This is a genomic window from Pseudomonas boreofloridensis (genome assembly GCF_030580795.1).
Lineage (GTDB): Bacteria > Pseudomonadota > Gammaproteobacteria > Pseudomonadales > Pseudomonadaceae > Aquipseudomonas > Aquipseudomonas boreofloridensis.
Map to the genome: position 1 here is coordinate 40,573 of NZ_JAUQOQ010000007.1, position 25,744 is coordinate 66,316.

Consider the following 25,744-nt stretch of genomic DNA (forward strand, 5'->3'; position numbering starts at 1 on the left):
CGCTCACGCAAGCTTTATCTGTATGTATGTACAGTTTTGCAGTCAGCGAATATGTCCTTGGATTTGGCATGAACGTCAGTGCCGCGGGGTTGGTTGACTCACCGGTCTCGTGCCAGCGTTACCAGATGCCCCGGATGTGTCATTGGACGATGTCACCGGGCCCTTCTGTCTCATTACAAGGACGTCACCCATGCCACTGTTCGATTACCGTCAACTCGACTCCGCGACTTCATCTGCGCTGTTCAAAGACGCCTTGCTGCTGGCCAGTTACGCGTATCACGCCATCGATGATGGCTTCATTGCCGGCTACGAGAAACACGGCTTCGGCCTGGGTTTGCCAGCGACGTTGGTCAAGGCGCTGATCGGTGGTACCGACAGCCAAGGCGTGATCCCTGGCATCCCCTGGAACCCCGATGCCGAAGCCCGCGCCCTGGCGCAGGTCAAAGCCGCCGGATGGACGCCGATCAGCGCCGCGCAACTGGGCTATCAGGGCAAGACCGATGCCCGTGGCACGTTCCATGGCGAGGCGGCGGGCTATACCAGCGCGCAGGTGGAGGTGCTGGGTCGCTACGGCGCCGAGGGTCAACTCAGTGCCATCGGTATCGCCTTTCGCGGCACCAGCGGCCCGCGGGAAAACCTGATCGGCGATACCCTCGGCGATGCCATCAACGACCTGCTGGCTGCCATTGGCCCGGCCGACTATGCGCGTAATTATGCCGGCAACGCCTTCGATCGCCTGCTCGGCGATGTCGCCACGTTGGCCCGTGCCCATGGCCTCACCGGCGCGGACATCACCGTCACCGGACACAGCCTGGGCGGGCTGGCGGTCAACAGTCTGGCCGACCTGAGCGCCAGCCGGTGGGACGGCTTCTATCAGCAGGCCCGCTATCTGGCCTTTGCCTCGCCGACCCAGGCTGCCGATGCCAGCCAAGTGCTCAACATCGGCTACGAGAACGATCCGGTGTTCCGCGTGCTCGACGGCACCTCGGTGACCTGGGCCACGCTGGGCGTGCACGATGCCGCCAAGCCCTCGACCACCGATAACCTCGTCAATTTCAACGATCACTACGCTTCCGACGCCTGGAATCTGCTGCCGTTCTCCATCGGTAACATCGCCACCTGGCTTTCGCACCTGCCGGGTGCCTATACCGACGGCCTGAGCAGGGTCGTCGATTCGCCGTTCTATCAATGGACCAGCCGCGATTCGACCGTCGTGGTCAGTAACTTGTCCGACGTCACCCGCGGCTCGACCTGGGTCCAGGATCTGAATCGCAATGCCGAGCCTCACACTGGCAGCACCTTCATCGTCGGCTCCAGCCAGGATGACCTGATCCAGGGCGGACGCGGCAACGATTACCTGGACGGCGGCGCGGGTAACGATACCTTCCGCGATGGCGGCGGCTTCAACATGATCGATGGTGGTTCGGGTCATGACACCTTGCAGCTCGACAATGCGCTGGCCAGCGTTGCAATTGCCCGCGATGGCCAGGGCACGCTCTACGTGCGCGATGCCGTCGGCGGTATCAGCCTGGTGCGCAACGTCGAGGCGCTGGTCAGCAAGGAAGCCAGCCTGATGCTCCTGCGCAAGGAGGTGTCCCATGCGGTGACGGAGCAGGGGCTACTGAGCAGCGGCAAAATCGAACCCTACGCGCTGTCGCTGCAAGGCAGCCAGGGCGCCGATCACCTGCAGGCCGGTTCGCAGGGCAGTTGGTTGTTCGGCTTGGCCGGGGATGACCGGCTGGCAGGAGGTGCCGGCGACGACGTCCTGATCGGCGGCACCGGCAACGATGTGCTCAGTGGCGGTGCTGGACGCGACACCTTCCTGTTCAGCGGGCATTTCGGCCAGGATCGTGTGCTGGACTTCAGCGCGCAGGATCGACTGGTGTTCATCGGTGTGGAGGGGGGTACTGCGCTGCCGGACTGGCGCGATCACCTGAGCCGGGCGGGCGATGATCTGCTGCTCAGTTTCGGCGCCGACAGCGTGACCTTGGTGGGCGTCGCCGGCCAGGGACTGGCCGAGGGACAGGTCGTCATCGCCTGATCCAAAGGCCGCCAAGCGGCCCTTGAATCATCGCTCCCAGCGCTCAGCGGCAGTTGCCGGCCTTGCGATAACCCGCCGACTGGGCCTGGGACTCGGATTCGAACGTCACCAGGTTCTTCGCCGATACCTGGCCGTAGCTCGGGCAACCCGTGGGCAGGTGATAGACCCGGCTGTTCTGGTTGCCGACAATCATGCCAGCCGACCCCGTTCCTGCCTTGGGCTGCGGCGTCGGGGTCGAGGGTTTGGCCGGGGTGTCCGGCAGCCGGCTGACCACGCCATCGCCGACGGTCTTGTAGCCAGCGACCCAGCGTCGCTCGCCGCTGACGAACGGATTGCCATGGCCCATGACCGCAGCGATACGACCGTCGCGTTCACGCTCCCACGCTGAGACGGGGTACTGCTTGTCCCAGGCCATCAGCAGTTGCTGTTGCTGGCGCGACATGTTCAAACCGTAGCGATCGAACATGTAGAAAGTGGTACGCGCCACCAAGCCCTTGACCTCGTCGCGCGGCTCGGCAGCCCGTTGGTTGAAGTCCACGCGGGTCTTGCACTGGCCGTACTGCGGCCCGACCCCAGAAGCCATGCCGTAGTTGAAATTGCTGCGATCGCCATTCACTTCGCCTACGGCCGGATACAGATTGAACAGGTCGGCCTCCATGGCGCGGAACACCGGATCGTCCTCCACGCAGTGCTCGCGGCCACCGCTCTTCCAGCACTGGCGCTGATGGCCGAAGGTCCAGGCGGGCACGATGTGCTCCCACTCGGTGCGCTCGGCGCGGTTGGCTTGCTTGCGCGGCTGCAGGCCGCAGGAGGTGGGATCGATGCGCCCGCCGGATTTGCCCACCCAGGTCCATTGGCAGCCGCAGTACAGGTCACCCATGGCACTGCTGGCCTGGTCGAGGTAAATCTTTTGTTTGGCGACCACCTTGGCTTCAGCGAAGGTCGCTGGAGGGGCGGCGAGGGCGGGGGTGGTGACGAACAGGAGCAGGGCAACAACGGACAACAGTCTTTTCATGGGTCAACGCAACATCATCGTTCGGTAGTCGGGGGAGGTGGGGTAAGGCAGGCAGTATCAGTCGTCCTTGGGAACGGTCCAGAAGATCTGGATGCCACCATCGTCGCGGTGGGCAAGGGTGACGTTGTCGTTCTCGGCAATTTCTCCGAGCAGGGTTTCCCAATCGTCGGGCGACTCATGTTCCAGGCGGAAGATCAGCGCGGCGCGGCTGCGCTGGGCCATGGGGCTGTTGATGATCTTCTGGATACGGGTGCCCAATTGCGCGTAGCTGCTGAGCGCAGCGGCGGGACTGGCCATGGAGCTTTTCCTTGTTTTGCTGTATGCGCGTACAGTATTTCACCGTCAGTTTTTTCGCAACAGCGTGTCGGGTATAAGCTCAGGTTTTGTAGCTGCTGATGGTAGAGGGCAGGGTGAGCGCTGGCGTAGGTTCGCCCACTCGACAGGTCGATGAGGCGAAGGCCAGTGCCCGATGCACCAGCCTTGCGCCCATTGGCAATCAGTATTCCCAGAAGATCCGCTGCAACTCTTTGCTGTCCTGGGTCTTGGTCATTGCGACCATCGCCAGGATCCGCGCTTTTTGCGGATTCAGATCGTGGGCGACTACCCAGTCGTTCTTGTCATCGGGTTGTTCTGCGTTGCGCAGCACGAAACCACCTTGGTTGACGTGGGACGAGCGGATGATCTGCACGCCATTCTTGCGCAGTTCCTGCAAGGCCGGCACGACCCGCGACGAGACCGAGCCGTTGCCCGTACCGGCATGGATCAGCGCCTTCGCGCCGTTCTGGGCCAGGGCTTTGTAGGCGGTGTCGGTCACGTTGCCGTAGCCATAGGCGATGTCCACTTGGGGCAGGTTGCTGATCTGCTTGATGTCGAACTCGGAGTTGAGGGTGTGGCGCTTGGCCGGCAGACGGAACCAGTACGATTTACCCTCGACCACCATGCCCATCGGGCCCCAGGCGCTCTTGAAGGCCTCGGTCTTGATGTTGACCGCTTTGCTCACGTCGCGACCGGACTGGATTTCGTCGTTCAGGGTCACCAGCACGCCTTTGCCGCGCGACTGCTTGTCGCCTGCCACGGCCACGGCGTTGTAGAGGTTGAGCATGCCATCGGCGGACATCGCGGTACCCGGGCGCATGGAGCCCACCACCACGATCGGCTTGTCGGTCTTTTCCACCAAGTTGAGGAAGTAGGCCGTTTCTTCCAGGGTGTCGGTGCCGTGGGTGATGACGATGCCATCGACGTCGCTGCTGTCGGCCAACTCGGCGACGCGCTTGGCCAGTTTGAGCAGGTCGTCGTTGCTGATGCTTTCCGAAGCGATCTGCATCACCTGCTCACCGCGCACGTTGGCGATGTCGGCCAGTTCCGGTACGCCGGCGATCAGCTTGTCGATGCCCATCTTGGCGGCTTGGTATGTGGCACTGTTGGCTGCGCTGGCGCCGGCACCGGCGATGGTACCGCCGGTGGCGAGGATGACCACGTTGGCGAGCTTCTGCTGCTGCTCGGCTTCTTTCGCGCTGACCGACAGCGGCAGGGCCAGGAGCAGGGCGAGGGCAGTTGGGGCGAGGGTCTTGAGTGCTGCGGTCTGCATTTTTCTTCTCTCTTCCAAATGAGATGGTTGTTTTATTCGCGCTGCAATGTAGGCATGTTCCGTACCAAAGCGGGAAGTGTGAGCCCAAATGCGATGGGGCAGTGATTACCCGTGAGACCCGCTGCTGTTTATGTTCGAAGTCCCGAACGGTTCGCTGAAAGTTATTCGGCATTCCGACTCTTCAGGCGGATAAACTCCGTGAATGCAGCGGCAAGCGTCTGGCGCGATGTCATTTGACAAAACAGACCACCGTTCTCATAGTGAGCCAACGCAAACGTTTGCGATCCGATAAAAAACACAAGATTCGGAGTTGATCCCATGAAATTGCCATTCCCCGGCCGTCTGCTGGCCATTGCCGTACTCTCCACACTCTCGCTTGCCGTCTCGCTGCCTGCGGCGCACGCCGAAGACAAACCGAAAGTGGCGCTGGTCATGAAGTCGCTGGCCAATGAGTTCTTCCGCACCATGGAAGACGGCGCCAAGGACTATCAGAAAAGCCATGCCGACGAATTCGAGCTGATCGCCAACGGTATCAAGAACGAAACCGACACCGGTGAGCAAATCCGCATCGTCGAACAGATGGTCAATGCGGGTGCCAAGGCGCTGGTCATCGCGCCGGCCGATTCAAAAGCGCTGGTATCGGCCGTGAAGAAAGCCATGGACCGCGGCGTCGTGGTCATCAATATCGACAACCGCCTCGATCCTGAGCTGCTCAAGAGCAAGGGTATCAGCGTGCCCTTCGTCGGCCCCGACAACCGCAAGGGTGCACGTATGGTCGGCGAGTACCTGGTCAAGGAAAAACTCAAGGCTGGCGATGAAGTCGGCATCATCGAAGGGGTATCGACCACCACCAATGCTCAGCAGCGCACCGCAGGCTTCAAGGATGCGATGGACGCTGCGCAGATGAAGATCGTCTCGGTGCAGTCCGGCAACTGGGAAATCGACAAGGGCAATGCGGTCGCCGCCTCGATGCTCAATGAATACCCCGACCTCAAAGCGCTGCTGGCCGGCAACGACAGCATGGCGTTGGGCGCGGTTTCAGCCGTGCGCGCGGCTGGCAAGGCCGGCAAAGTGCAGGTGGTCGGGTACGACAACATCAACGCGATCAAACCGATGCTCAAGGATGGCCGTGTACTCGCCACCCTCGATCAGGCCGCCAGCCAGCAAGCGGTGTTCGGTATTCAAGCGGCGCTGAAGATGGTCAAGGGCGAGAAGCCCGATGTCGATGCCGACAATGTGATCCAGACCCCGGTGAAATTGATCACCGAGTGACCGTTGCGCGCCTCGCGGGGCGCGTAGAGTCAATTCAGGAGAGAAGTGGCCATGTCCGTATCGGCCAATGAAGTGGTGCTTGCCGTCAGCGGGCTGGGCAAGACTTACGCCCAGCCCGTGCTTGGCGATGTCACCTTGCAGTTGCATGCCGGCGAGGTGCTTGCCCTGACCGGCGAGAACGGTGCCGGCAAGAGCACCCTGTCCAAGCTCATCAGTGGCCTGGAAAACCCGACCACCGGGCACATGAGCTACCGCGGCCAGCCCTACAGCCCGGCTAGCCGCAGCGAGGCCGAGCGGCTCGGCGTGCGCATGGTGATGCAAGAGCTCAACCTGCTGCCGACCCTGACCGTCGCCGAGAACCTGTTCCTCGACAACTTGCCCAGTCGCGCCGGCTGGATCAGCCAGAAGCGCCTGCGCCAGTTGGCGACGGCGGCCATGGCGCAGGTGGGGCTGGAGGCCATCGATCCCGATACTCCGGTCGGCGAGCTGGGCATCGGCCATCAGCAAATGGTCGAAATCGCCCGCAACCTGATTGGCGATTGCCACGTACTGATCTTCGACGAGCCCACGGCCATGCTCACGGCTCGCGAAGTTGAGCTGCTGTTCACCCAGATCGAGCGTCTGCGTCAGCGCGGCGTGGCCATCGTCTACATCTCCCATCGATTGGAAGAGCTGCAGCGGGTTTCGCAACGCATCGCCGTGTTGCGCGATGGCAAGCTGGTGTGCGCCGAGCCGATCGCCCGTTACAGCAGTAACGAGCTGGTCAACCTGATGGTCGGCCGCGAAGTGGGCGAGCATATCGACCTGGGTCGCCGGGAGATCGGCGCGCCGCTGCTCAAGGTCGAACACATGAATCGTGCCGATAAAGTGCGCGATGTCTCGTTCGAGGTTCGCGCCGGGGAGATCTTCGGCATTTCCGGTCTGATCGGTGCCGGGCGCACCGAACTGCTGCGGCTGATCTATGGCGCTGATCGTGCCGACAGCGGCTGTATCCAGCTTGGCCAGCCCCTGCGCCCAGTGACCATCGATTCGCCGAAGGCCGCCGTGCGCGCGGGGATTGCCCTGATCACCGAGGACCGCAAGGGCGAAGGTTTGCTACTGCCGCACTCGATCAGCGCCAACGTGGCCTTGGGCAACCTGGGGGCCGTGTCCCGGTGCGGAGTGCTCGACGCACAGGCCGAGCGCGAACTGGCCGAACGACAGATTGCCGCCATGCGTATCCGTAGCGCGAGCCCAGCCCAGGCGGTGGGCGAGCTGTCCGGGGGCAATCAGCAGAAGGTGGTGATTGGTCGCTGGCTGGAGCGCGACTGCCAGGTGCTGATGTTCGACGAGCCGACCCGCGGCATCGATGTGGGTGCCAAGTTCGACATTTATGGCCTGTTGGCCGAGCTGGCGCGTCAGGGCAAGGCGCTGGTGGTGGTGTCCAGCGACCTGCGCGAACTGATGCTGATTTGCGACCGAATCGCCGTGCTCTCGGCTGGTCGCCTGATCGAGACCTTCGACCGTGATGGCTGGAGCCAGGATCAGATCCTCGCCGCTGCCTTCGCCGGTTACCAGAAACGTGACGCACTGCTGCATGAGGCAGCTCCCAGGATGGACGCATGAAAACTCCCACCCTCGACTCCGCTGGCAGCAAGCCGGCTCGCCGCTCCGGCACCTACTTCGGCCTGGGCACTTACCTGGGGCTGGCGGGCGCCTTGCTGGCGATGATCGTGCTGTTCTCGTTCCTCAGCAGCCACTTCTTGTCCTACGCCACATTCAGCACCTTGGCCAATCAGATTCCCGACCTGATGGTGCTGGCGGTCGGCATGACTTTCGTGCTGATCATCGGAGGTATCGACCTGTCGGTCGGCTCGGTGCTGGCGTTGGCGGCGTCCACCGTCAGTGTCGCCATTCTCGGCTGGGGCTGGAGCGTGGTGCCCGCCGCGCTGCTGGGCATGGCCATCGCCGCCCTGGCCGGCAGCATCACCGGCGCGGTGACCGTGGCCTGGCGCATTCCCTCGTTCATCGTCTCGCTTGGCGTGCTGGAAATGGCGCGGGGCCTGGCCTATCAGTTCACCGACTCGCGCACTGCCTACATTGGCGATGCCTTCGCCTGGTTCTCCGACCCCATTGCGTTCGGCATCTCGCCGGCGTTCATCATTGCCTTGCTGGTGATCCTGCTGGCACAACTGGTGCTCACTCGCACCGTATTCGGCCGCTACCTGATCGGTATCGGCACCAACGAAGAAGCGGTGCGCCTGGCTGGTATCGATCCGCGCCCCTATAAAGTGCTGGTGTTCGCCTTGATGGGCCTGCTCGCCGGGCTCGCCGCGTTGTTCCAGATTTCCCGCCTGGAGGCGGCAGACCCCAATGCTGGCTCCGGTCTGGAGCTGCAGGTGATCGCCGCCGTGGTGATCGGTGGCACCAGCCTGATGGGCGGACGCGGCTCGATCATCAGCACCTTCTTCGGCGTGCTGATTATCTCCGTGCTGGCCGCAGGCCTGGCGCAGATCGGCGCCTCCGAGCCGACCAAGCGCATCATCACCGGTGCGGTGATCGTCATCGCCGTGGTCCTCGACACCTACCGCAGCCGGCGCGCGACTCGGCGGAACTGAACCATGGCTACCATCAAAGACGTCGCGGCACTGGCGGGGATTTCCTACACCACCGTGTCCCATGTGCTGAACAAGACCCGTCCGGTCAGCGAACCGGTACGGTTGAAGGTCGAAGCCGCCATTGCCGAGCTGGACTATGTGCCCAGCGCTGTGGCGCGTTCGCTCAAGGCACGCAGCACGGCCACCATCGGCCTGCTGGTGCCAAGCAGCGTCAACCCCTATTTCGCCGAGCTGGCCCGTGGCATCGAGGACGGCTGCGAGCGCAACGGTTACTGCGTGATTCTGTGCAATTCCGACGACGACCCGAAGAAGCAGCGTAATTACCTGCGTGTACTGCTGGAAAAGCGCATCGACGGCTTGATCGTCGCCTCGGTGGGCGAGGATCTGGACCTGCTCCAGAGCCTGGCTGCCGTGCGTACGCCAATCGTCATGGTCGACCGGGCGCTGGAGGGCGTCGACACCGATGTGGTGCGTATCGATCACGAACTGGGCGCCTATCTGGCCACCCAGCACCTGCTTGAACTTGGTCATGCCGACATCGCCTGCATCGGCGGTCCGGCCAATACCGGGGTTAGCCAATTGCGGGTCAACGGTTTTCGCCGGGCCATGGCTGAGGCAGGGCTATCGGTCGCCGAGCAGCAGGTGCTGCATTGCGACTTCACCAGCCCTGGTGGTCACGCAGCGGCCGCGCAGTTGCTCGATGGTGCGCGGCCCACGGCGATCTTCGCCGGCAACGACATGATCGGCTTCGGCGTGCTGCGGGCGGCGGCCGAGCGCAACATCGACGTGCCGGGTCAACTGTCGGTCATCGGCTTCGACGACATCGAACTGAGCCGTTATGTGTATCCGCCGCTGACCACGGTCGGCCAGTCGATTCGTGAGCTGGGTGACAGTGCTGCGCAATTGCTGTTGTCGCGCATCGTCACCCCGCGCCGCGAGGCGGGTGAGCAACGTATCGTCGCGCCGCGCATCGTGCTGCGCGAATCCACTGGGCCGCGCCCGGATCTGTTCAATGATTACCGTTAAGGAACACCCATGCATGCCAAGGTCGTAGTGGTCGGCAGCCTCAACATGGACCTGGTGGCCCGTGCCGAGCGTTTGCCGCGAGGCGGTGAAACCCTCGCCGGCGACAGTTTCTTCACCGCTCCCGGTGGCAAGGGCGCCAATCAGGCCGTGGCCGCGGCGCGTCTGGGCGCCAGCGTAGCGATGATCGGCAATGTCGGAGACGATGCCTATGGCCAGCAACTGCGCCAAGCGTTGCAGGACGAAGGCGTCGACTGCCAGGCGGTGGCCATCTGCGAAGGCGTGTCCAGCGGTTTGGCGCTGATCGTGGTGGATGCTGCAAGTCAGAATGCGATTGTCATCATTGCCGGTGGCAACGGTCAGTTGACCGCCGAATCGGTAGAGCGCTTCGACGCCCTGCTGCAGCACGCCGAGGTGGTTGTCTGCCAGTTGGAGGTGCCGCCGGCCACGGTCGCCTGGACATTGGCCCGCGGCCGCGAACTGGGCAAGACGGTGATTCTCAATCCTGCACCGGCTAGCGGCCAACTGCCGACAGATTGGTTCGCCCATATCGACTACCTGATTCCCAACGAGAGCGAGGCCGAGGCACTGACCGGCCTGCCCGTCACGGACCTGGATAGCGCCCGTCGTGCGGCCGAGCGCCTGCGTGAGTGGGGCGCGGGCAAGGTCATCGTGACGCTCGGCGCTCAGGGTGCGCTGTTTGTCAGCGCAGCAGGTGACCGGCACTTCCCGGCGAATCGGGTGAATGCTGTGGATACCACGGCGGCCGGCGACACCTTCGTCGGCGGATTCGCTGCCGGGTTGGCCTGCGGCCTGGAGGAGGGTGAAGCGATCGTGCGCGGCCAGCGCGCGGCGGCGTTGTCGGTCACTCGCGTGGGGGCGCAGCCTTCGATCCCGCATCTTGCGGAGCTGGCGCCATGAAAAAGACCGCGTTGCTCAATATCGCCTTGTCGCGCACCATCGCCGGACTGGGTCACGGCGATGTGCTGGTGATCGGCGATGCCGGTCTGCCCGTGCCGCCGGGAGTCGAGGTGATCGATCTGGCCTTGACGCCAGGCATTCCGGATTTTGCCAGCGTGCTGCGTGTGGTGCTCAGTGAGATGCAGGTGGAGCGGCATGTGCTGGCTGATGAGATGTTCCAGGCTTCGCCGCCGGGGTTGGTGGCGGTCGAGGAGCAGCATGCGCTGGGGTTGTTGGGCGCGCGCGAGCGTCTGTCGCACGAGGCATTCAAGGCGCTCAGCCGAGGGGCGCGGGCGGTGATTCGCAGTGGTGAGTGCAAGCCCTACAGCAACATCGCGTTGATTGCCGGTGTGACTTTTTGAACCGTATTGTTCGTGCGGTCCGCTTGCCGGGTCGGAGTTGTTAATCAAGCTGAAGGAGACAAGCTGAATGTCGATCGAAAAAATCAGACGTTTGCTACAAGGAGCAGTGCTGATGTCCACGATAGCCGCCACCGGTGCCTTCGCCGCCCCGCGCGATTTGATCATCGATACCGACCCCGGTGCCGATGATGTGGTGGCGCTGTTCCTGGCCATGGCCTCGCCAGAGGAACTGAAAATCCGCGCTATCACCACTGTCGCAGGCAACGTGCGCCTGGACAAGACTTCACGCAACGCCCGCCTGGCCCGCGAGTGGGCCGGGCGCGAAGACATTCCGGTGTATGCCGGGGCAGGGCGGCCACTGGTGCGCACGCCGATCTACGCGGCCAACGTCCACGGCGAAGAGGGCCTGACCGGTGTCGCCGTGCATGAGCCGCGTCAACCGCTGGCCAACGGCAATGCTGTGCAATACCTGATCGATACCCTCGATGCGGCTGAGCCCCACAGCATTACCCTGGCCATGCTCGGCCCGCAGACCAACCTGGCCTTGGCATTGATCCAGAAGCCGGAGATCGTCAAGGGCATCAAGGAAGTGGTGGTGATGGGCGGCGCCCATTTCAACGGCGGCAACATCACCCCGGTGGCCGAGTTCAACCTTTACGCCGACCCGCACGCGGCCGAGGTGGTGCTGGCCAGTGGCGTCAAGCTGACGTACCTGCCGCTGGATGTGACCCACAAGATCATCACCAGCGATACACGGCTCAAGCAACTGGCCGCCGTTGGCAACGACGCCAGCCACAAGGTGATCGACATTCTCAATGCCTACATTCAGTACGACATCGACAAATACGGCATGACCGGCGGCCCGGTGCACGATGCCACAGTCATTGCTTACCTGCTGGAGCCGGGGCTGTTCAGTGGGCGGCAGGTCCACATGAGCGTCGACAGCCGTGAAGGGCCGACCTTCGGTCAGACGGTGGCCGACTGGTATGGCGTGCTGGAGCAGCCGGCCAACGTGACCTGGATCGAAGAGGGCAACGCGCAGGGCTTCTTCGATCTGCTCAGCGCGCGCCTGGCTCGTTTGAAATAATCGTTTGCGGCGCGTAGCGCTCGAACACCTGTTCGATGAAGCCGCGTGCCGCTTCCCCACCGCGTTCGCGTACCAGCAGGTCGACGGCGATCAACAGCAGCTCCTCCGGTGTACTTGGGCTGTAGGCACTTTGGCCCTCGGCCCATTTGACCTTGATGTCGGCGACGATACTGTGGCTGTTCATGGATGTACTCGCGAAGCTGCTGGAGCCTGGGTCGGAGGGAGGAGGCTGACGCACTCCACGGCGCGCCAGTAGACCATGCCTGTGCTGTCGGCGCGCTGCGACCTAAGCATAAGTCCCCTGCGTGCTGCCACCAAGGGTGCGATGCAAAATCCCGTCACGATTGCATTTCGCTTCGCTTGATGGGCTGAGGCAGACTTAGGCGGTTTTGCAACGAACTGTAAGCATCACGGTCGCATATGACAGTTCCCAAGATCGATTAGGAGGATTCATGTTCCGTACTCGCGTTTCCCTGGCAGCCCTGCTGGTTGCAGCGGCACTGGCTGGCTGCAGCACCGGTGGCTCGTCTGATGCTGCCAGTACTGCCCCTGTTGCCGCAGCAGGCGGCGATGGCCGTTGCAGCGCCAGCGGCGCCGACTTCACTGTTGGCAAGCCCGGCACGCCAGAGCTGCTCGAGCAGGCACGCAAAGCCAGTGGTGCGCAGATCGCGCGAATCCTCAAGCCGCAGGACGTGGTTACGCTTGAGTACCGTTCCGAGCGTCTGAACCTGAATGTCGATCAACAGGGCAGAGTGGTACGCGCCAACTGTGGCTGAGTGACAGTCGCCCACAAAAAAACCCGCCGATGAAGGCGGGTTTTTTACTGCAGCGACCGAATTACTCCGGACGAACCTGAGCAGCCTGCATGCCCTTCTGGCCTTTTTCGGCGACGAAGGAAACAGTTTGACCTTCTTTCAGGCTCTTGAAGCCGTCAGACTCGATGGCCTTGAAGTGAACGAACAGGTCGTCGCCGCCGCCAGCTGGAGTGATGAAGCCGTAGCCTTTTTCATCATTGAACCATTTGACGGTGCCTTGTTGGCGGTTGGACATGAGGTGAATCTCCAGAACATTTAGTTTTTCAGTAGTGCAATGCGGCCGGGGCTACAGAGCACCGGCAACATCATAGTCTAATTCTGCTTATGTAGCGCCGTTTACCTTAGCTCGATACTGATCTAGCGCAAGCTAGGAGTGATCGGCAGCGTGTCCACGTCACTGCTTGTCTTTCATGCAGGCTTCCTGCACAACCATCTGTGCTTTCTGCATCAAGGGTGCGTCTACGCCATCCTTGCTATCGAGATCCTTGATCTCTTTATCGCTGAGCTTGGCCTTGAGGGCGGTGGCGCCGCATTCGCAGTGCTGCTTGGCATCAGCAGCGCTCAAACCCTGGGCGGTGGCGGCCGGCTGGCATTGAGCCATATACGCCTGTTCCCCGCCTGGCGGAAATTTACCTGCATGGGCAGCCAGCGGCAGCAGCAAGACGCTCGCAGCGCACGCGGCCAGAAGAGACTGAACTCGCATAACCAGACACTCCTTGGTTTAGGTCTCATCAAGAGTAGGATGCTTCAGTCCGTCTGATAGGATTTTTTCCCCACAAGTTCACCCTCTCGTGTAATTTCCAAATATTTCTGCGATATCTGCAACCTGCGTGCTAGCATGCCCGGCTTGCAGCTCAACCCTTGCAGCTCGCAACTTTTTTCCAGTCACTCTGGTTCGTCCCTGAAAGGCCGAAAGGCTTCTGCCACTGTGAGGCAGGCTCTCCCACGGGAAAGTCAGGTCGGATCTTGTACTGGCTCATCCCAACCCACGTGACCTTTGGTAGGGGTCACCACTAGGAGAGGAGGCGCCATGCCCACCATTACTCTTCCCGATGGCAGTCAACGTTCATTCGACAAGGCCGTAACCGTAGCCGAAGTCGCCGCCTCCATTGGCGCAGGTCTGGCCAAGGCCACCCTGGCCGGCAAGGTAGACGGCAAGCTGGTCGACGCGTGCGACCTGATCGAACGCGATGCCACCCTGCAGATCATCACCCCCAAAGACGAAGAGGGACTGGAGATCATCCGTCACTCGTGCGCCCACCTCATTGGCCACGCGGTGAAGCAGCTGTACCCCACCGCCAGGATGGTGATCGGCCCGGTGATCGACGAGGGCTTCTATTACGACATCGCCTACGAGCGTCCTTTCACGCCCGAGGATCTCGCCGCCATCGAACAGCGCATGCATCAACTGATCGACAAAGACTACGACGTCGTCAAGAAGATGACTCCACGTGCCGACGTCATCGATGTGTTCACTGCCCGCGGCGAAGACTACAAGCTGCGTCTGGTCGAAGACATGCCGGACGAACAGGCCATGGGCCTGTACTACCACGAAGAATACGTCGACATGTGCCGTGGTCCGCACGTGCCGAACACGCGCTTCCTCAAAGCGTTCAAGCTGACCAAGTTGTCTGGCGCCTACTGGCGTGGCGATGCCAAGAATGAGCAGTTGCAGCGTGTGTACGGCACCGCCTGGGCTGACAAGAAGCAATTGGCGGCCTATATCCAGCGTATCGAAGAAGCTGAAAAGCGCGATCACCGCAAGATTGGCAAGCAGCTCGACCTCTTCCACCTGCAGGAAGAGGCTCCAGGCATGGTGTTCTGGCACGCCAACGGCTGGACGGTGTACCAAGTACTCGAGCAGTACATGCGTCAGGTTCAGCGTGAGAACGGCTACCAGGAAATCAAGACCCCGCAAGTGGTCGACCGTATTCTTTGGGAGCGTTCCGGGCACTGGTCCAACTATGCCGAGAACATGTTCACCACGTCGTCGGAGAATCGTGACTACGCGGTGAAGCCGATGAACTGCCCTTGCCATGTGCAGGTGTTCAACCAGGGCCTGAAGTCCTACCGTGACCTGCCGCTGCGCTTGGCGGAATTCGGTGCGTGCCACCGCAATGAGCCCTCGGGTGCGCTGCACGGCATCATGCGTGTGCGTGGTTTCGTGCAGGACGATGCACATATCTTCTGCACCGAAGAGCAGGTGAAGAAGGAGGCGGCCGACTTCATCAAGCTGACCCTGGACGTGTACAAAGACTTTGGGTTCACCGATGTCGCCATGAAGCTGTCCACTCGTCCGGCCAAGCGCGTCGGTTCCGAAGAGTTGTGGGATCGCGCTGAAGGTGCGCTGGCAGACGCGTTGAATGAATCCGGTCTGGAGTGGGAGTACCAGCCAGGCGAGGGTGCCTTCTACGGTCCGAAGATCGAGTTCACCCTGCGCGACTGCCTGGGTCGTAACTGGCAGTGCGGTACGCTGCAGTACGACCCGAACCTGCCGGAGCGCCTGGACGCCAGCTACATCGCCGAAGACAATGCGCGCAAGCGTCCGGTGATGCTGCACCGCGCCATCCTCGGCTCGTTCGAGCGCTTCATCGGCATGCTCATCGAGCACTATGCCGGTGTGTTCCCGGCTTGGCTTGCGCCAACCCAGGCGGTGATCATGAACATCACCGACAAACAGGCTGATTTTGCCCTTGAAGTGGAAAAATCCCTGAACGGTAGCGGTTTCCGTGCCAAGTCCGACTTGAGAAATGAGAAGATCGGCTTTAAAATCCGCGAGCATACTTTGCTCAAGGTCCCGTACCTTTTGGTTATAGGGGATCGCGAAGTCGAAACGCAAACCGTCGCTGTGCGGACTCGCGAAGGCGCAGACCTGGGCTCCATGCCCGTCGCCCAGTTCGTTGAGCTCCTGTCGCATGCGGTTTCCCGGCGTGGTCGCCAAGAATCGGAGTAATGACTATTAAGCGTGAAATGAGAAACGATAAACGAACTGCACCGAAAGCCCCGATCAACGAGAATATCTCGGCACGCGAGGTTCGGTTAATTGGCGCTGACGGCGAGCAGATTGGCATCGTCTCGATTGATGAAGCGCTTCGAATCGCTGATGAAGCGAAGCTGGATCTGGTGGAAATTTCCGCCGACGCTGTCCCGCCTGTCTGCAAGGTGATGGACTACGGCAAGCACCTCTTCGAGAAGAAGAAGCAAGCCAACGAAGCGAAGAAAAACCAGAAACAGATCCAGATTAAAGAAATCAAGTTTCGTCCAGGGACGGAAGAAGGGGATTACCAGGTAAAACTACGCAACCTGGTACGTTTCCTTAGCGATGGGGACAAGGCCAAGATCTCTCTGAGATTCCGCGGCCGCGAGATGGCCCACCAGGAGCTGGGCATGGAGCTGTTGAAGCGGGTCGAAGCCGACCTTGCCGAATACGGTTCCGTTGAACAGCATCCTAAGATGGAAGGACGCCAGCTTATGATGGTCATCGCTCCCAAAAAGAAGAAGTAATCTCCCGGGCACGGCAGGCCTGATGATTATTGTGTAATTTTATCGAATGCGGAGTTCCAACATGCCAAAAATGAAAACCAAGAGCGGTGCTGCGAAGCGTTTCCTGAAAACAGCTTCCGGCTTCAAGCACAAGCACGCTTTCAAGAGCCACATCCTGACCAAAATGTCGACCAAGCGTAAGCGTCAACTGCGCGGTGCCAGCTTGCTGCACCCGTCTGACGTGGCAAAAGTCGAGCGCATGCTGCGCGTACGTTAATTTCGGTCAAAGATAGAGGAAGTTACTCATGGCTCGTGTAAAGCGTGGCGTCATCGCTCGTAAGCGTCACAAGAAAATTCTGAAACTGGCTAAAGGCTACTACGGTGCACGCTCGCGCGTATTCCGCGTTGCCAAGCAAGCGGTCATCAAGGCAGGCCAGTACGCCTACCGCGACCGTCGCCAGAAGAAGCGTCAGTTCCGCGCTCTGTGGATCGCTCGTATCAACGCCGGTGCCCGCACCAACGGTCTGTCTTACAGCCGTCTGATTGCTGGCCTGAAAAAGGCGTCGATCGAAATCGACCGCAAGGTTCTGGCCGACCTGGCAGTGAACGAAAAAGCGGCGTTTGCTGCGATTGTCGAGAAAGCTAAAGCCGTTCTGGCTTAAGTACCCGCGACAATCATCCACCGGCACACCGTGCCGGCGGGTGTAAAACGTCATCGATAGGGGAAGAGCCTTCAAAGCTCTTCCCCTATTTTCGTATCTGGAGTCTGTACATGGAAAACCTGGACGCGCTGGTCTCCCAAGCCCTTGAGGCCGTGGAGCGCGCTGAAGACATCAATGCCCTGGAACAGATCCGGGTCCAATTTCTCGGCAAGAAGGGCGAACTGACCCAGGTGATGAAGACCCTGGGCAACTTACCCGCCGAAGAGCGCCCCAAGGTCGGAGCGCTGATCAACGACGCCAAGGAACGCGTCACCGACGTGCTCAACGCTCGTAAGGCTGCCTTCGAAGAAGCTGAGCTGAACGCTCGCCTGGCCGCCGAATGCGTTGACGTCACGCTGCCAGGTCGTGGCCAGACCACCGGTGGCCTGCACCCGATCACCCGCACCCTTGAGCGCATCGAACAGTTCTTCACTCATATTGGCTACGGCATCGCCGAAGGTCCTGAGGTCGAAGACGACTACCATAACTTCGAAGCGCTCAACATCCCCGGCCACCATCCGGCCCGGGCGATGCACGACACGTTTTATTTCAATGCCAACATGTTGCTGCGTACCCACACCTCGCCGGTGCAGGTGCGCACCATGGAAAGCAGCCAACCGCCGATCCGCATCGTCTGTCCAGGCCGGGTTTATCGCTGCGACTCTGATATCACCCATTCGCCGATGTTCCACCAGATCGAAGGCCTGCTGGTCGACCGAGACATCAACTTCGCCGACCTCAAGGGCACCATCGAGGAATTCCTGCGGGTGTTCTTCGAGAAAGAACTGGCGGTGCGTTTCCGTCCCTCGTTCTTCCCCTTCACCGAGCCGTCCGCCGAAGTCGACATGGAGTGCGTGATGTGCTCCGGCAAAGGCTGCCGTGTGTGCAAGCAGACCGGCTGGCTGGAAGTGATGGGCTGCGGCATGGTCCACCCGAACGTGCTGCGCATGTCCGGAATCGATCCCGAAGAATTCTCCGGCTTCGCCTTCGGCATGGGTGTCGAACGCCTGGCCATGCTGCGTTATGGCGTCAATGACTTGCGTCTGTTCTTCGACAACGACCTGCGGTTCCTGGCGCAATTCCGCTAGGCCACACCTCGACGCAATCTTCAGGAGAACAGCATGAAATTCAGTGAACAGTGGCTGCGCGGTTGGGTCAACCCGCATGTCTCCCGTGACGAACTGGTCGCCCGCCTGTCCATGGCCGGCCTGGAAGTCGACAGTGTTACGCCGGCGGCTGGCCAGTTCAGCGGTATCGTGGTGGGTGAGATTCTCGCCACCGAACAGCATCCGGACGCCGATAAGCTGCGTGTGTGCCAGGTCAGCAACGGTCAGGAGACTTTCCAGGTTGTCTGCGGCGCGCCCAACGCTCGCCCCGGCATCAAGATCCCCTTCGCCATGATTGGCGCCGAACTGCCGGGCGACTTCAAGATCAAGAAGGCCAAGCTGCGCGGCGTCGAGTCGTTCGGTATGCTCTGCTCGGCCGCTGAACTGCAGATCAGCGAAGAAAACGACGGTTTGCTGGAGCTGGCTGCCGATGCGCCGGTGGGCGAAGACATCCGCCAGTACCTCAACCTGGATGACGCCAGTATCGAGATTGGCCTGACCCCCAACCGTGGCGATTGCCTGTCGGTGGCGGGGTTGGCGCGCGACGTCAGCGCCCTGTACGACGTCCCGGTCACCCGCCCAGTGGTACCTGCCGTGGCGGCAGTCCATGACGAAGTACGCCCGGTCGAAGTCAGCGCCCCTACCGCGTGTCCGCGTTATCTGGGGCGCGTCATCCGTAACGTCGACTTGAGCAAACCCACCCCCTTGTGGATGGTCGAGCGCCTGCGTCGCAGTGATGTGCGCAGCATCGACGCCGCCGTCGACATCACCAACTACGTCATGCTCGAGCTCGGCCAGCCCATGCACGCCTTCGATCTCGCCGAGATCGATGGTGGCATCCACGTGCGCATGGCCGAGGAGGGCGAGAAGCTGGTGCTGCTCGACGGTCAGGAGGTTGCGCTGCGTAGCGACACGCTGGTCATCGCCGACCACTCGCGCGCCCTGGCCATCGCGGGCGTCATGGGCGGCGAGCACAGTGGCGTCAATACTGAAAAAACCCGCGATCTATTTCTGGAAAGCGCGTTCTTCGAGCCGGTGTCCGTCGCTGGCAAGGCGCGCTCCTACGGCCTGCACACCGATGCCTCGCACCGTTTCGAGCGTGGAGTCGATTCGCAACTGGCCCGCGAAGCCATGGAGCGTGCTACGGGCTTGGTGTTGGAGATCGTAGGCGGTGAGGCCGGCCCGATTGTCGAAACCGTGAGCGAGCAACACCTGCCCAAGGTCGCGCCGGTCACCCTGCGCGCTGAGCGCCTCAGCCAGATGCTCGGCATGGACATGGATCCTGCCCAGGTCGAGCAGTTGCTCAATGCCTTGGAGCTGAAAACTCAGTCCAATGGGGAAGGGGTGTGGACTGTCCAGATCCCGAGTCATCGTTTCGACATTAGCCTTGAAGTCGATTTGATCGAAGAGCTGGCGCGTCTGTACGGTTACAACAACCTGCCAGTGCGCTATCCACAAGCTCGCCTGGCACCCAAGGCTCGTTCGGAGGCCCGCGGCGAGCTGCCGATTCTGCGTCGTCTGTTGGTGGCCCGCGGCTACCAAGAAGCGATCACCTACAGCTTCATCGATCCCAAGTTGTTCGAGCTGTTCACGCCAGGTGTCGAACCGCTGCTGTTGGCCAACCCGATTTCCAGCGACATGGCCGCCATGCGCGCCTCGCTGTGGCCGGGTCTGATCAAGGCGCTGCAGCATAACCTCAACCGCCAGCAAGATCGCGTGCGTCTGTTCGAAAGCGGCCTGCGCTTCGTCGGACAACTGGGCGACCTCAAACAGCAACCGATGATTGCCGGCGTGATGACTGGAAGTCGCCTGCCAGAAGGCTGGGCCAACGGCCGTGATGGCGTCGATTTCTTCGATGTCAAGGCCGACGTCGAGGCTCTGTTGGGCTACTCGGGTGCGCTGTCCGACTTCACCTTCAGCGCAGGCAACCATCCGGCCCTGCACCCTGGTCAGACCGCCCGTATCGAGCGTGACGGCAAGGAAGTGGGCTATGTGGGCGCCATCCATCCGGAACTGGCCAGGACGCTGGGTCTGGAGCGTCCGGTGTTCGTCTTCGAGTTAGTGCTGGGCGATGTGGTCGAAGGCCGCTTGCCGAAGTTCAGCGAGCTGTCCAAGTTCCCTGAAACCCGTCGCGACCTGGCATTGATTGCAGGCCGAGAGGTTGCTTCGAGTGCGGTGCTTGAATTGATTCGTGACAATGCAGGCGAATGGCTCACAGACCTCAGGCTGTTTGATGTCTACCAGGGTAAAGGCATTGATCCTGATAGAAAAAGCCTGGCGGTCGGCTTGACCTGGCAGCATCCATCGCGCACTCTTAACGACGATGAGGTGAACGCCAGCTTGCAGAATATCCTCACCTCGCTCGAACACAGGTTGAACACCACGTTAAGGAAATAACGGCATGGGTGCTCTGACGAAAGCTGAGATGGCCGAAAGGCTGTACGAGGAGCTGGGGCTGAACAAGCGCGAGGCCAAGGAGCTGGTCGAGCTTTTTTTCGAAGAAATTCGTCATGCGCTTGAAGAGAACGAGCAGGTCAAGTTGTCCGGTTTCGGTAACTTCGACCTTCGCGACAAACGCCAGCGGCCGGGCCGCAACCCCAAAACCGGGGAAGAGATCCCGATCACCGCTCGCCGTGTCGTCACCTTTCGTCCAGGGCAGAAACTGAAAGCCCGGGTTGAGGCCTATGCTGGAACCAAGTCATAACGACGAGCTGCCCCCCATTCCGGGGAAACGCTACTTCACCATTGGTGAGGTGAGCGAGCTCTGTGCGGTAAAGCCGCACGTGCTCCGTTATTGGGAACAAGAGTTCCCGCAGCTCAATCCGGTCAAGCGTCGCGGTAATAGGCGGTATTATCAGCGTCAGGACGTTTTGATGATTCGGCAAATCCGCGCCTTGCTGTATGACCAAGGCTTCACCATTGGCGGGGCGCGCTTGCGGCTGTCCAGTGATGAGGCTAAGGATGATACGACCCAGTACAAGCAGCTGATTCGGCAGATGATTGTCGAGTTGGAGGATGTGCTGGTGGTGCTGAAGAAGTGATCTGTCGACTGAGCGATGGAAAATTTTTGAAAAAAAGCTTCCATTATTCAAAAGGTTAGGTTAAATTCTTCACCGTTCTCAGCGGTATAGAGAATGATGTCGGGGCGTAGCGCAGCCCGGTAGCGCACTTGCATGGGGTGCAAGGGGTCGAGTGTTCGAATCACTCCGTCCCGACCAAAATACTCCAAGAAATCCAGTCACTTAGCGGTGGCTGGATTTTTTTATGCCTGAGGCCATAGTGACTTTTCGAGTGACTTCGCCATTTTCTCATCCGATCCTCCTCTTCAGAATGGTCAGCACGGGTCCGCGCGAGTCGGTGGCCGACACCTTGTTTGCTGCCTCAATCAACTGACCAATCTCTGCGCCTGAGTAGTGGCTCGTCACGCTGCCGTTCTTGTGGCCCAGCAGCGATTTGCGATCATCTTCTGAAACTCCGGCTGCCTTCAAGCGCCGTCCGAAGGTATGCTTCAGGTCGTGAATCCTGATTGAAGCGAACCCAGGGTGTGCCGGCCGCAAATGCTGCTCCTGCCAGAGCTTTGCCGCGCGCACCCGCGCTTTCTTCCAGGCCGAGTCATTCATCCTGTGCATTGCCGTGCCGTTGTAGGGGAACACCCATTCCCGTGACTGGCCGCGCTGCTTTTCGATGATTGACCTGGCCACGCTGTTCAGCACGACCAGGCGCTCGTCCCTGTTCTTCACTCCCGAGTTCGCGTGCCGCCCACCGAACTCGGCGGGTATCAAGAAAACGCTGGTGTCGAGCTCGGGCACCGAAATCTCCCAATCCCACCTCAACTTGCAGACCTCCTGCTCCCGGCACCCTGTGTTCACTTTGAACAGGGCCATCCGCTGCAGGTGGTCGGGCAACTCCCCGAAGAGAACCGATTGCTCCTCCCATGACATGGGGTAGGGCTTCCGGCTCGCCTTCTTCTCCTCGAGCTTGGTGAGCAGCGGCACGCTGTCCAGCCACGGTCTGCGCTTCTCGTCCCGCCACTTCCTGCAGGCCAGTGACAGCACGCGAATCGCTCGCTCGATCGCTATGTTGACCGTCCTGTTGCTCACTCCTTTCTTCACCTTCCCATCTGGCAGCACCACGTCCGCCTTCCGGTCCCGGATGAATGGCGCCAGCGCTTCGTCATCTATATGCGTCAGCCGCGATGCAGCAGGATCATTGCGCGGGCGTTCTCCAGGGCGGCGATGTGCTCTTCCATCGCACCCATTTGCCCATTTGCGTCAGGAGTGGTTACTGCGACCAAGTGCTGGAGTGCGGCAACCAGGTCACCGCGCTGCTGGCCCTCAGCCCGTCCGATATCCCAGAAGCGCTGCCCCCAGTGACCTTCGGGTGGTGGGTTGTTGTTCTGCTTTCCGCTCGCCATGGCGCCGACGGCTACATCGCAGATGCCTCGCTTGTAGGCGTTGTCGCCGTACAGGCTCAGCCCGCCGCGCCGGCGCAGGGTGTTCAAGACTTCATCCGCTTCCACGGCCGGGCCTTTCAGCAGGATGTCCTGCTCAGGCTCGCCCGGGGTGTAGATGATCAGTGCCAGCTTGGCTTCAGATTTCAGGTGCTCGCTGATGGTCACCAGCGCATCGTTGGCGACTTCGTGGAATCGTTGAATTGCGGACATAGGAAATCCTCGCCCGCGCGCATCGGCGGGCTTGAGTAGTGAGAGGAGGGCTTAAGCGTTCGGGTAGAGGGGAGAGGGGTTACGCGGGGTGGGGTTACTGCTTGAGCGCCAGGCCCTTCACGACCTCGCTGTAGATAAACTTGATCTGGTCCCACGGGATCGGATGGCACTGGTCATATTCACCATCGCCATCGCAGACGGTACACCCTTCGGCTGGCTCTTCGAGCTCTGCACACTCGGGGCATTCGTGGGTGCAGGCGCCGCCCTCGCCGGGCAGGCGTTATCGTTGAATAGGGGAAGGCGCTGGAGGGCAGCGCGGGGTTAGACGGCCGGTTCAGCGTCGGGCGCAGGCTTGGGCTGATAGACCAGTGTCCCGTCGAGGATGGCGGCCTTGATCGCTTCAAACTTTCAGGCGTAATACTGGGATTCGACGTAGATGCGCAGCTCTGGGTAGTCGTGCTGCTTGCGGCGGATGAATGCCTCCGCCGCTTCCTTGGTGAAGTGGCTGTTCACGATTTCCCAGCGCTTGTTCCATCCAGTGACGGTATGGTCGTCGAGTTCGCCCAGGAACTCCCACTGATCGTCAGTATCCAGTTCAAGGAAATTGCACTCATACCGATCGCGCACGGTGAGATTGATTTCGTGCTGCTCCTCCTCGTCGAGATCTGCCCAGTATTTCTCAGGGCTGAACCAGGTGCTGCCATCCAGGCAAACTGCTGTGCCTTCGGCGTAGTCAGGTTCGAAGCCATAGTCGATCCGCTTCTGCTGTACGGTGAAAAAGGCGCATGCCGTGTGATGCCACTTCACGCCCTGCCCATTGCAGTGATGGCGCAGGCGGATCAAGAAGTCCGCCCAGGTCTCGGCGGTCATTGGGTGCCCGGTTGCTAGGCTTGGGCCGGCTTCATTGTTGCTCATGGCTTTCTCCATGCATGCGCCGCCCTCCGTGGCCGGATGCGGCATGAGTGAGATGGTAAAAGTGGGCAGCGCCTGTGTTAACTTAGCGACACATTGAGTCAGCCGGAATTATTGAAGTGCTCACAGTATTTCCCGAGTTTTTGTTAGAAAGAATTTCACTGAGAAAGATACTTCCTTCACACATAAACGATGTGTACAAGGCGCTTTCCAACCCCCAAGTGATCGCCCACTATGGCGTTTCATATTCGAGCCTTGCCGAGACTGAAGAGCAAATGCGGTGGTTTGAGCGAATCGTCAAAGAAAGGTCTGGAATATGGTGGGGAATATCACTAATTAACAATGAATCATTGATAGGGGCTTGCGGCTTCAACAATGTTTGCCACGACCACCGAAAAGCAGAGATAGGGTACTGGTTGATGCCTGAGTACTGGGGTCGAGGTCTACTATCTGAGGCACTGCCGTCAATGATTGACTACGGGTTCAGCACCATGGGCTTGCACCGTATTCATGCAGATGTTGAGCCGGAGAACGAGCCCAGTTGCGCTCTCTTGAAGAAGTTTGGATTCATGCTTGAAGGCACTTTACGCGATGTGGAATGTAAAGGTGGGAGATTTTTAAGCCTCCACCAGTACAGTTTGCTATCTACGGACCCTGTACAGCGGTTAGATGCTACTCACAGCAATTAATTTTTGACAGCTGAGATATCGCTGATCAGCTAAGGTGAATGTTGAATCCTGGGGTCTTTCAATCCGGTTATGTTTTAGGGGTGATATGAAAGCAATTGATGTCCTCATTGATGAGGTGGCTAGAGATAAACGGTGCAAAATATTTCCAGTCAAAAATGAACTGCCGCCTTTGCCATCTTCTAATTTGGCTTATCCAAGTGATTTGATTGATTTTTATAATCTCTGTGGTGGGGCTATTTTGTTTGAGGCTGGAAAGGATAATTTTTCTTTTGAAATCTTATCTCCGGATGATCTTGTGCAGATGAATGTTGTTGTGTTGGGTGATGAGTGTTTATTTGATATCTCGTCAACGTGGTACGCAATATGTCGGACTGATAGTGGTGACTATATTTCCATAGACCTTTCAAGGGAGAGAAATGGTCGATGTTATGATAGTAACCATGAAGTTCATGGTGTGCCGGGGAGCTGCCCAATAGTTTCGCTTAGCTTTGAAGAGCTTTTGAATAAGCTGTATCGTACAAATGGAAAAGATATTTTCTGGAAAAGTACAAATTATGGCGATGCCTATGGGTGAACCGATAACCGGGGACAGTGGTTTCCGAGATGTTTTTAAGTAATGAACGTTGTTGGGTATCGTGTCAGTCAGGGGGCAGCTTGCGGGTACACGGCGCAACGGACCACGCTCTTTGCCCTGTCGAATCTGTGGATGGTGCAGCAGGCAATTATTACCTGCTGCGGGAGAGGTGGGCCCGTGAGGGCAGAAAACCAAGGCTGTGCCTTGATTTTCCAATAAACAACGGCTGAAAGTCGGGATTTTCGGCATCCTCAAGCCGTCCATTTTCGGCTGATGAGCAACTTGTTCGGAGTTTCCCTAAATATCCTCTATTGCTTCCATGATTGTACTAATAAAGAAATCCTCAAAACTTTGGAAAGCAATTTTTTTCTCCCCATCCCGCTTAAACGATAATTCCGTCTCCACTATTACAGCCTCGCCACGCTCGCCAACAATAGAGGTATCTATTGAAAATATTGGTCCATAGCCGGAAGCCTTTATGATAACCATTTTTTCATCGGCATCGCCATCTGCCCTAGCTCTTTTCGTCGCAAATGCAACATTTGGAATAGCTGCTACATTTACACCGCCTTTAGTTATCCCGTAATATATTTCCCCTGCGAAAGATAACGTTCCATATTTCTTCAGAAACAATATGTATGAGCTAGGAAATTTTACTCCTAAAAATTTTTCATATTCTTTGATGGTTTGGTCATCGGCAGCTCCTGCATAGGCAGGATCCTCAGCGATAGCATTAATTTTTATAGCTATTTCATCAATGTATGTCATTTCGATTTCCTAGAAAATTCAGCGCGCAAGTCTTCCGGTAAGTTATATTCCAAGTGTTAAAAGAAGTTCGAATGGGATCGTGTCCCGA

The 25,744-nt window shown here is 59.6% G+C and carries 28 protein-coding genes, 1 tRNA gene and 1 pseudogene; 20 read left to right on the forward strand and 10 right to left on the reverse strand.

The window, feature by feature from the left end:
- Positions 1-190 precede the first annotated feature (190 nt).
- Positions 191-2,041 carry a polyurethane esterase gene (locus tag Q6A47_RS10460; RefSeq protein WP_304484274.1) on the forward strand — a complete coding sequence of 617 codons (1,851 nt, stop codon included), beginning with the start codon at positions 191-193 and terminating at the stop codon, positions 2,039-2,041.
- A 43-nt stretch (positions 2,042-2,084) separates the two neighbouring features.
- On the opposite strand, the gene Q6A47_RS10465 is transcribed toward Q6A47_RS10460, so the two are convergent.
- The 3 genes from Q6A47_RS10465 to Q6A47_RS10475 form a co-directional block, all read right to left on the reverse strand.
- Positions 2,085-3,056 carry an endonuclease gene (locus Q6A47_RS10465; RefSeq protein ID WP_304484275.1) on the reverse strand — a complete coding sequence of 324 codons (972 nt, stop codon included), beginning with the start codon at positions 3,054-3,056 and terminating at the stop codon, positions 2,085-2,087.
- Positions 3,057-3,113: 57 nt separating this feature from the next.
- On the reverse strand, positions 3,114-3,353 hold the full coding sequence (locus tag Q6A47_RS10470) for a DUF1654 domain-containing protein (protein ID WP_295487755.1): 240 nt from the start codon (positions 3,351-3,353) through the stop codon (positions 3,114-3,116).
- Between the two features lie 199 nt (positions 3,354-3,552).
- Positions 3,553-4,644, reverse strand: coding sequence for an asparaginase (locus Q6A47_RS10475; protein WP_295487753.1), 1,092 nt, complete (start codon positions 4,642-4,644; stop codon positions 3,553-3,555).
- Between the two features lie 318 nt (positions 4,645-4,962).
- On the opposite strand from Q6A47_RS10475, the gene Q6A47_RS10480 reads away from it, so the two are divergent.
- The 7 genes from Q6A47_RS10480 to Q6A47_RS10510 all read left to right on the forward strand — a co-directional run bounded on the left by Q6A47_RS10480 (position 4,963) and on the right by Q6A47_RS10510 (position 11,945).
- The gene (locus Q6A47_RS10480) at positions 4,963-5,916 is read left to right on the forward strand and encodes a sugar ABC transporter substrate-binding protein (RefSeq protein ID WP_039576869.1); all 954 of its coding nucleotides are present in this window, start codon (positions 4,963-4,965) and stop codon (positions 5,914-5,916) included.
- A gap of 51 nt (positions 5,917-5,967) precedes the next feature.
- Positions 5,968-7,521, forward strand: a complete 1,554-nt coding sequence (locus tag Q6A47_RS10485; RefSeq protein WP_304484276.1) for a sugar ABC transporter ATP-binding protein — start codon at positions 5,968-5,970, stop codon at positions 7,519-7,521.
- Positions 7,518-8,513, forward strand: a complete 996-nt coding sequence (locus tag Q6A47_RS10490) for an ABC transporter permease (RefSeq protein ID WP_039576874.1) — start codon at positions 7,518-7,520, stop codon at positions 8,511-8,513. Before Q6A47_RS10485 ends, Q6A47_RS10490 begins: the two co-directional genes overlap by 4 nt.
- 3 nt (positions 8,514-8,516) lie before the next feature.
- Entirely contained in the window at positions 8,517-9,539 is a 1,023-nt protein-coding gene (locus Q6A47_RS10495; RefSeq protein ID WP_304484277.1) for a LacI family DNA-binding transcriptional regulator, read from the forward strand.
- Positions 9,540-9,548: 9 nt separating this feature from the next.
- Entirely contained in the window at positions 9,549-10,457 is a 909-nt protein-coding gene (gene rbsK, locus Q6A47_RS10500) for a ribokinase (protein ID WP_304484278.1), read from the forward strand.
- Complete coding sequence (gene rbsD / locus Q6A47_RS10505; RefSeq protein WP_304484279.1) at positions 10,454-10,858, forward strand: D-ribose pyranase; 405 nt, start codon at positions 10,454-10,456, stop codon at positions 10,856-10,858. Before rbsK ends, rbsD begins: the two co-directional genes overlap by 4 nt.
- Before the next feature lie 67 nt (positions 10,859-10,925).
- Positions 10,926-11,945: a nucleoside hydrolase gene (locus Q6A47_RS10510; protein ID WP_369811459.1), complete on the forward strand. Its 1,020-nt coding sequence runs from the start codon at positions 10,926-10,928 to the stop codon at positions 11,943-11,945.
- Here the strand turns inward: Q6A47_RS10510 and Q6A47_RS10515 are convergent.
- Positions 11,917-12,129: a hypothetical protein gene (locus Q6A47_RS10515; protein ID WP_039576887.1), complete on the reverse strand. Its 213-nt coding sequence runs from the start codon at positions 12,127-12,129 to the stop codon at positions 11,917-11,919. The two genes, Q6A47_RS10510 and Q6A47_RS10515, sit on opposite strands and share 29 nt — an antisense overlap.
- Positions 12,130-12,397: 268 nt before the next feature.
- Between Q6A47_RS10515 and Q6A47_RS10520 the strand changes: the two genes are divergently transcribed.
- The gene (locus tag Q6A47_RS10520; protein WP_304484281.1) at positions 12,398-12,721 is read left to right on the forward strand and encodes an I78 family peptidase inhibitor; all 324 of its coding nucleotides are present in this window, start codon (positions 12,398-12,400) and stop codon (positions 12,719-12,721) included.
- A 61-nt stretch (positions 12,722-12,782) separates the two neighbouring features.
- On the opposite strand, the gene Q6A47_RS10525 is transcribed toward Q6A47_RS10520, so the two are convergent.
- Positions 12,783-12,995 (reverse strand): cold-shock protein, encoded by a 213-nt coding sequence (locus Q6A47_RS10525; protein WP_012313861.1) that lies wholly within the window; start codon positions 12,993-12,995, stop codon positions 12,783-12,785.
- 159 nt (positions 12,996-13,154) lie between these two features.
- The gene (locus tag Q6A47_RS10530; RefSeq protein ID WP_029613139.1) at positions 13,155-13,463 is read right to left on the reverse strand and encodes a hypothetical protein; all 309 of its coding nucleotides are present in this window, start codon (positions 13,461-13,463) and stop codon (positions 13,155-13,157) included.
- Positions 13,464-13,790: 327 nt separating this feature from the next.
- Between Q6A47_RS10530 and thrS the strand changes: the two genes are divergently transcribed.
- The 9 genes from thrS (at position 13,791) to Q6A47_RS10575 (ending at position 21,268) form a co-directional block, all read left to right on the forward strand.
- A complete protein-coding gene (thrS, locus tag Q6A47_RS10535; protein ID WP_039576902.1) occupies positions 13,791-15,713 on the forward strand; it encodes a threonine--tRNA ligase in 1,923 nt (640 codons plus the stop codon).
- On the forward strand, positions 15,713-16,264 hold the full coding sequence (gene infC / locus Q6A47_RS10540) for a translation initiation factor IF-3 (protein ID WP_205419309.1): 552 nt from the start codon (positions 15,713-15,715) through the stop codon (positions 16,262-16,264). Before thrS ends, infC begins: the two co-directional genes overlap by 1 nt.
- Before the next feature lie 61 nt (positions 16,265-16,325).
- Positions 16,326-16,520, forward strand: coding sequence for a 50S ribosomal protein L35 (rpmI, locus tag Q6A47_RS10545; RefSeq protein WP_003250667.1), 195 nt, complete (start codon positions 16,326-16,328; stop codon positions 16,518-16,520).
- Positions 16,521-16,548: 28 nt separating this feature from the next.
- The gene (rplT, locus tag Q6A47_RS10550; RefSeq protein ID WP_003250671.1) at positions 16,549-16,905 is read left to right on the forward strand and encodes a 50S ribosomal protein L20; all 357 of its coding nucleotides are present in this window, start codon (positions 16,549-16,551) and stop codon (positions 16,903-16,905) included.
- Between the two features lie 110 nt (positions 16,906-17,015).
- Positions 17,016-18,032 (forward strand): phenylalanine--tRNA ligase subunit alpha, encoded by a 1,017-nt coding sequence (pheS, locus tag Q6A47_RS10555; protein WP_029613141.1) that lies wholly within the window; start codon positions 17,016-17,018, stop codon positions 18,030-18,032.
- Between the two features lie 33 nt (positions 18,033-18,065).
- The gene (gene pheT, locus Q6A47_RS10560; protein WP_304484282.1) at positions 18,066-20,447 is read left to right on the forward strand and encodes a phenylalanine--tRNA ligase subunit beta; all 2,382 of its coding nucleotides are present in this window, start codon (positions 18,066-18,068) and stop codon (positions 20,445-20,447) included.
- 4 nt (positions 20,448-20,451) lie between these two features.
- Positions 20,452-20,754, forward strand: a complete 303-nt coding sequence (gene ihfA / locus Q6A47_RS10565) for an integration host factor subunit alpha (protein ID WP_029613142.1) — start codon at positions 20,452-20,454, stop codon at positions 20,752-20,754.
- Complete coding sequence (locus Q6A47_RS10570; RefSeq protein WP_009394050.1) at positions 20,735-21,091, forward strand: MerR family transcriptional regulator; 357 nt, start codon at positions 20,735-20,737, stop codon at positions 21,089-21,091. The genes ihfA and Q6A47_RS10570 overlap by 20 nt, the downstream gene beginning before the upstream one ends.
- Before the next feature lie 100 nt (positions 21,092-21,191).
- A tRNA-Pro gene (locus Q6A47_RS10575) sits at positions 21,192-21,268 on the forward strand.
- A gap of 90 nt (positions 21,269-21,358) precedes the next feature.
- Here Q6A47_RS10575 and Q6A47_RS10580 read toward each other — a convergent pair.
- The 3 genes and pseudogenes from Q6A47_RS10580 to Q6A47_RS10590 all read right to left on the reverse strand — a co-directional run.
- Positions 21,359-22,240, reverse strand: a pseudogene (locus Q6A47_RS10580) (tyrosine-type recombinase/integrase); the annotation flags it as partial.
- On the reverse strand, positions 22,237-22,713 hold the full coding sequence (locus Q6A47_RS10585; RefSeq protein ID WP_304484283.1) for a hypothetical protein: 477 nt from the start codon (positions 22,711-22,713) through the stop codon (positions 22,237-22,239). The pseudogene Q6A47_RS10580 and the gene Q6A47_RS10585, both read right to left, overlap by 4 nt.
- 408 nt (positions 22,714-23,121) lie before the next feature.
- On the reverse strand, positions 23,122-23,628 hold the full coding sequence (locus tag Q6A47_RS10590) for a hypothetical protein (RefSeq protein WP_304484284.1): 507 nt from the start codon (positions 23,626-23,628) through the stop codon (positions 23,122-23,124).
- Between the two features lie 116 nt (positions 23,629-23,744).
- On the opposite strand from Q6A47_RS10590, the gene Q6A47_RS10595 reads away from it, so the two are divergent.
- Together Q6A47_RS10595 and Q6A47_RS10600 are read left to right on the forward strand one after the other, a co-directional pair.
- Positions 23,745-24,314 (forward strand): GNAT family N-acetyltransferase, encoded by a 570-nt coding sequence (locus tag Q6A47_RS10595; RefSeq protein WP_304484285.1) that lies wholly within the window; start codon positions 23,745-23,747, stop codon positions 24,312-24,314.
- Between the two features lie 85 nt (positions 24,315-24,399).
- Positions 24,400-24,888, forward strand: a complete 489-nt coding sequence (locus Q6A47_RS10600; protein WP_304484286.1) for an SMI1/KNR4 family protein — start codon at positions 24,400-24,402, stop codon at positions 24,886-24,888.
- Positions 24,889-25,185: 297 nt separating this feature from the next.
- Here the strand turns inward: Q6A47_RS10600 and Q6A47_RS10605 are convergent, their stop codons facing one another.
- Positions 25,186-25,656: an SMI1/KNR4 family protein gene (locus Q6A47_RS10605; protein ID WP_304484287.1), complete on the reverse strand. Its 471-nt coding sequence runs from the start codon at positions 25,654-25,656 to the stop codon at positions 25,186-25,188.
- Positions 25,657-25,744 lie beyond the last annotated feature (88 nt).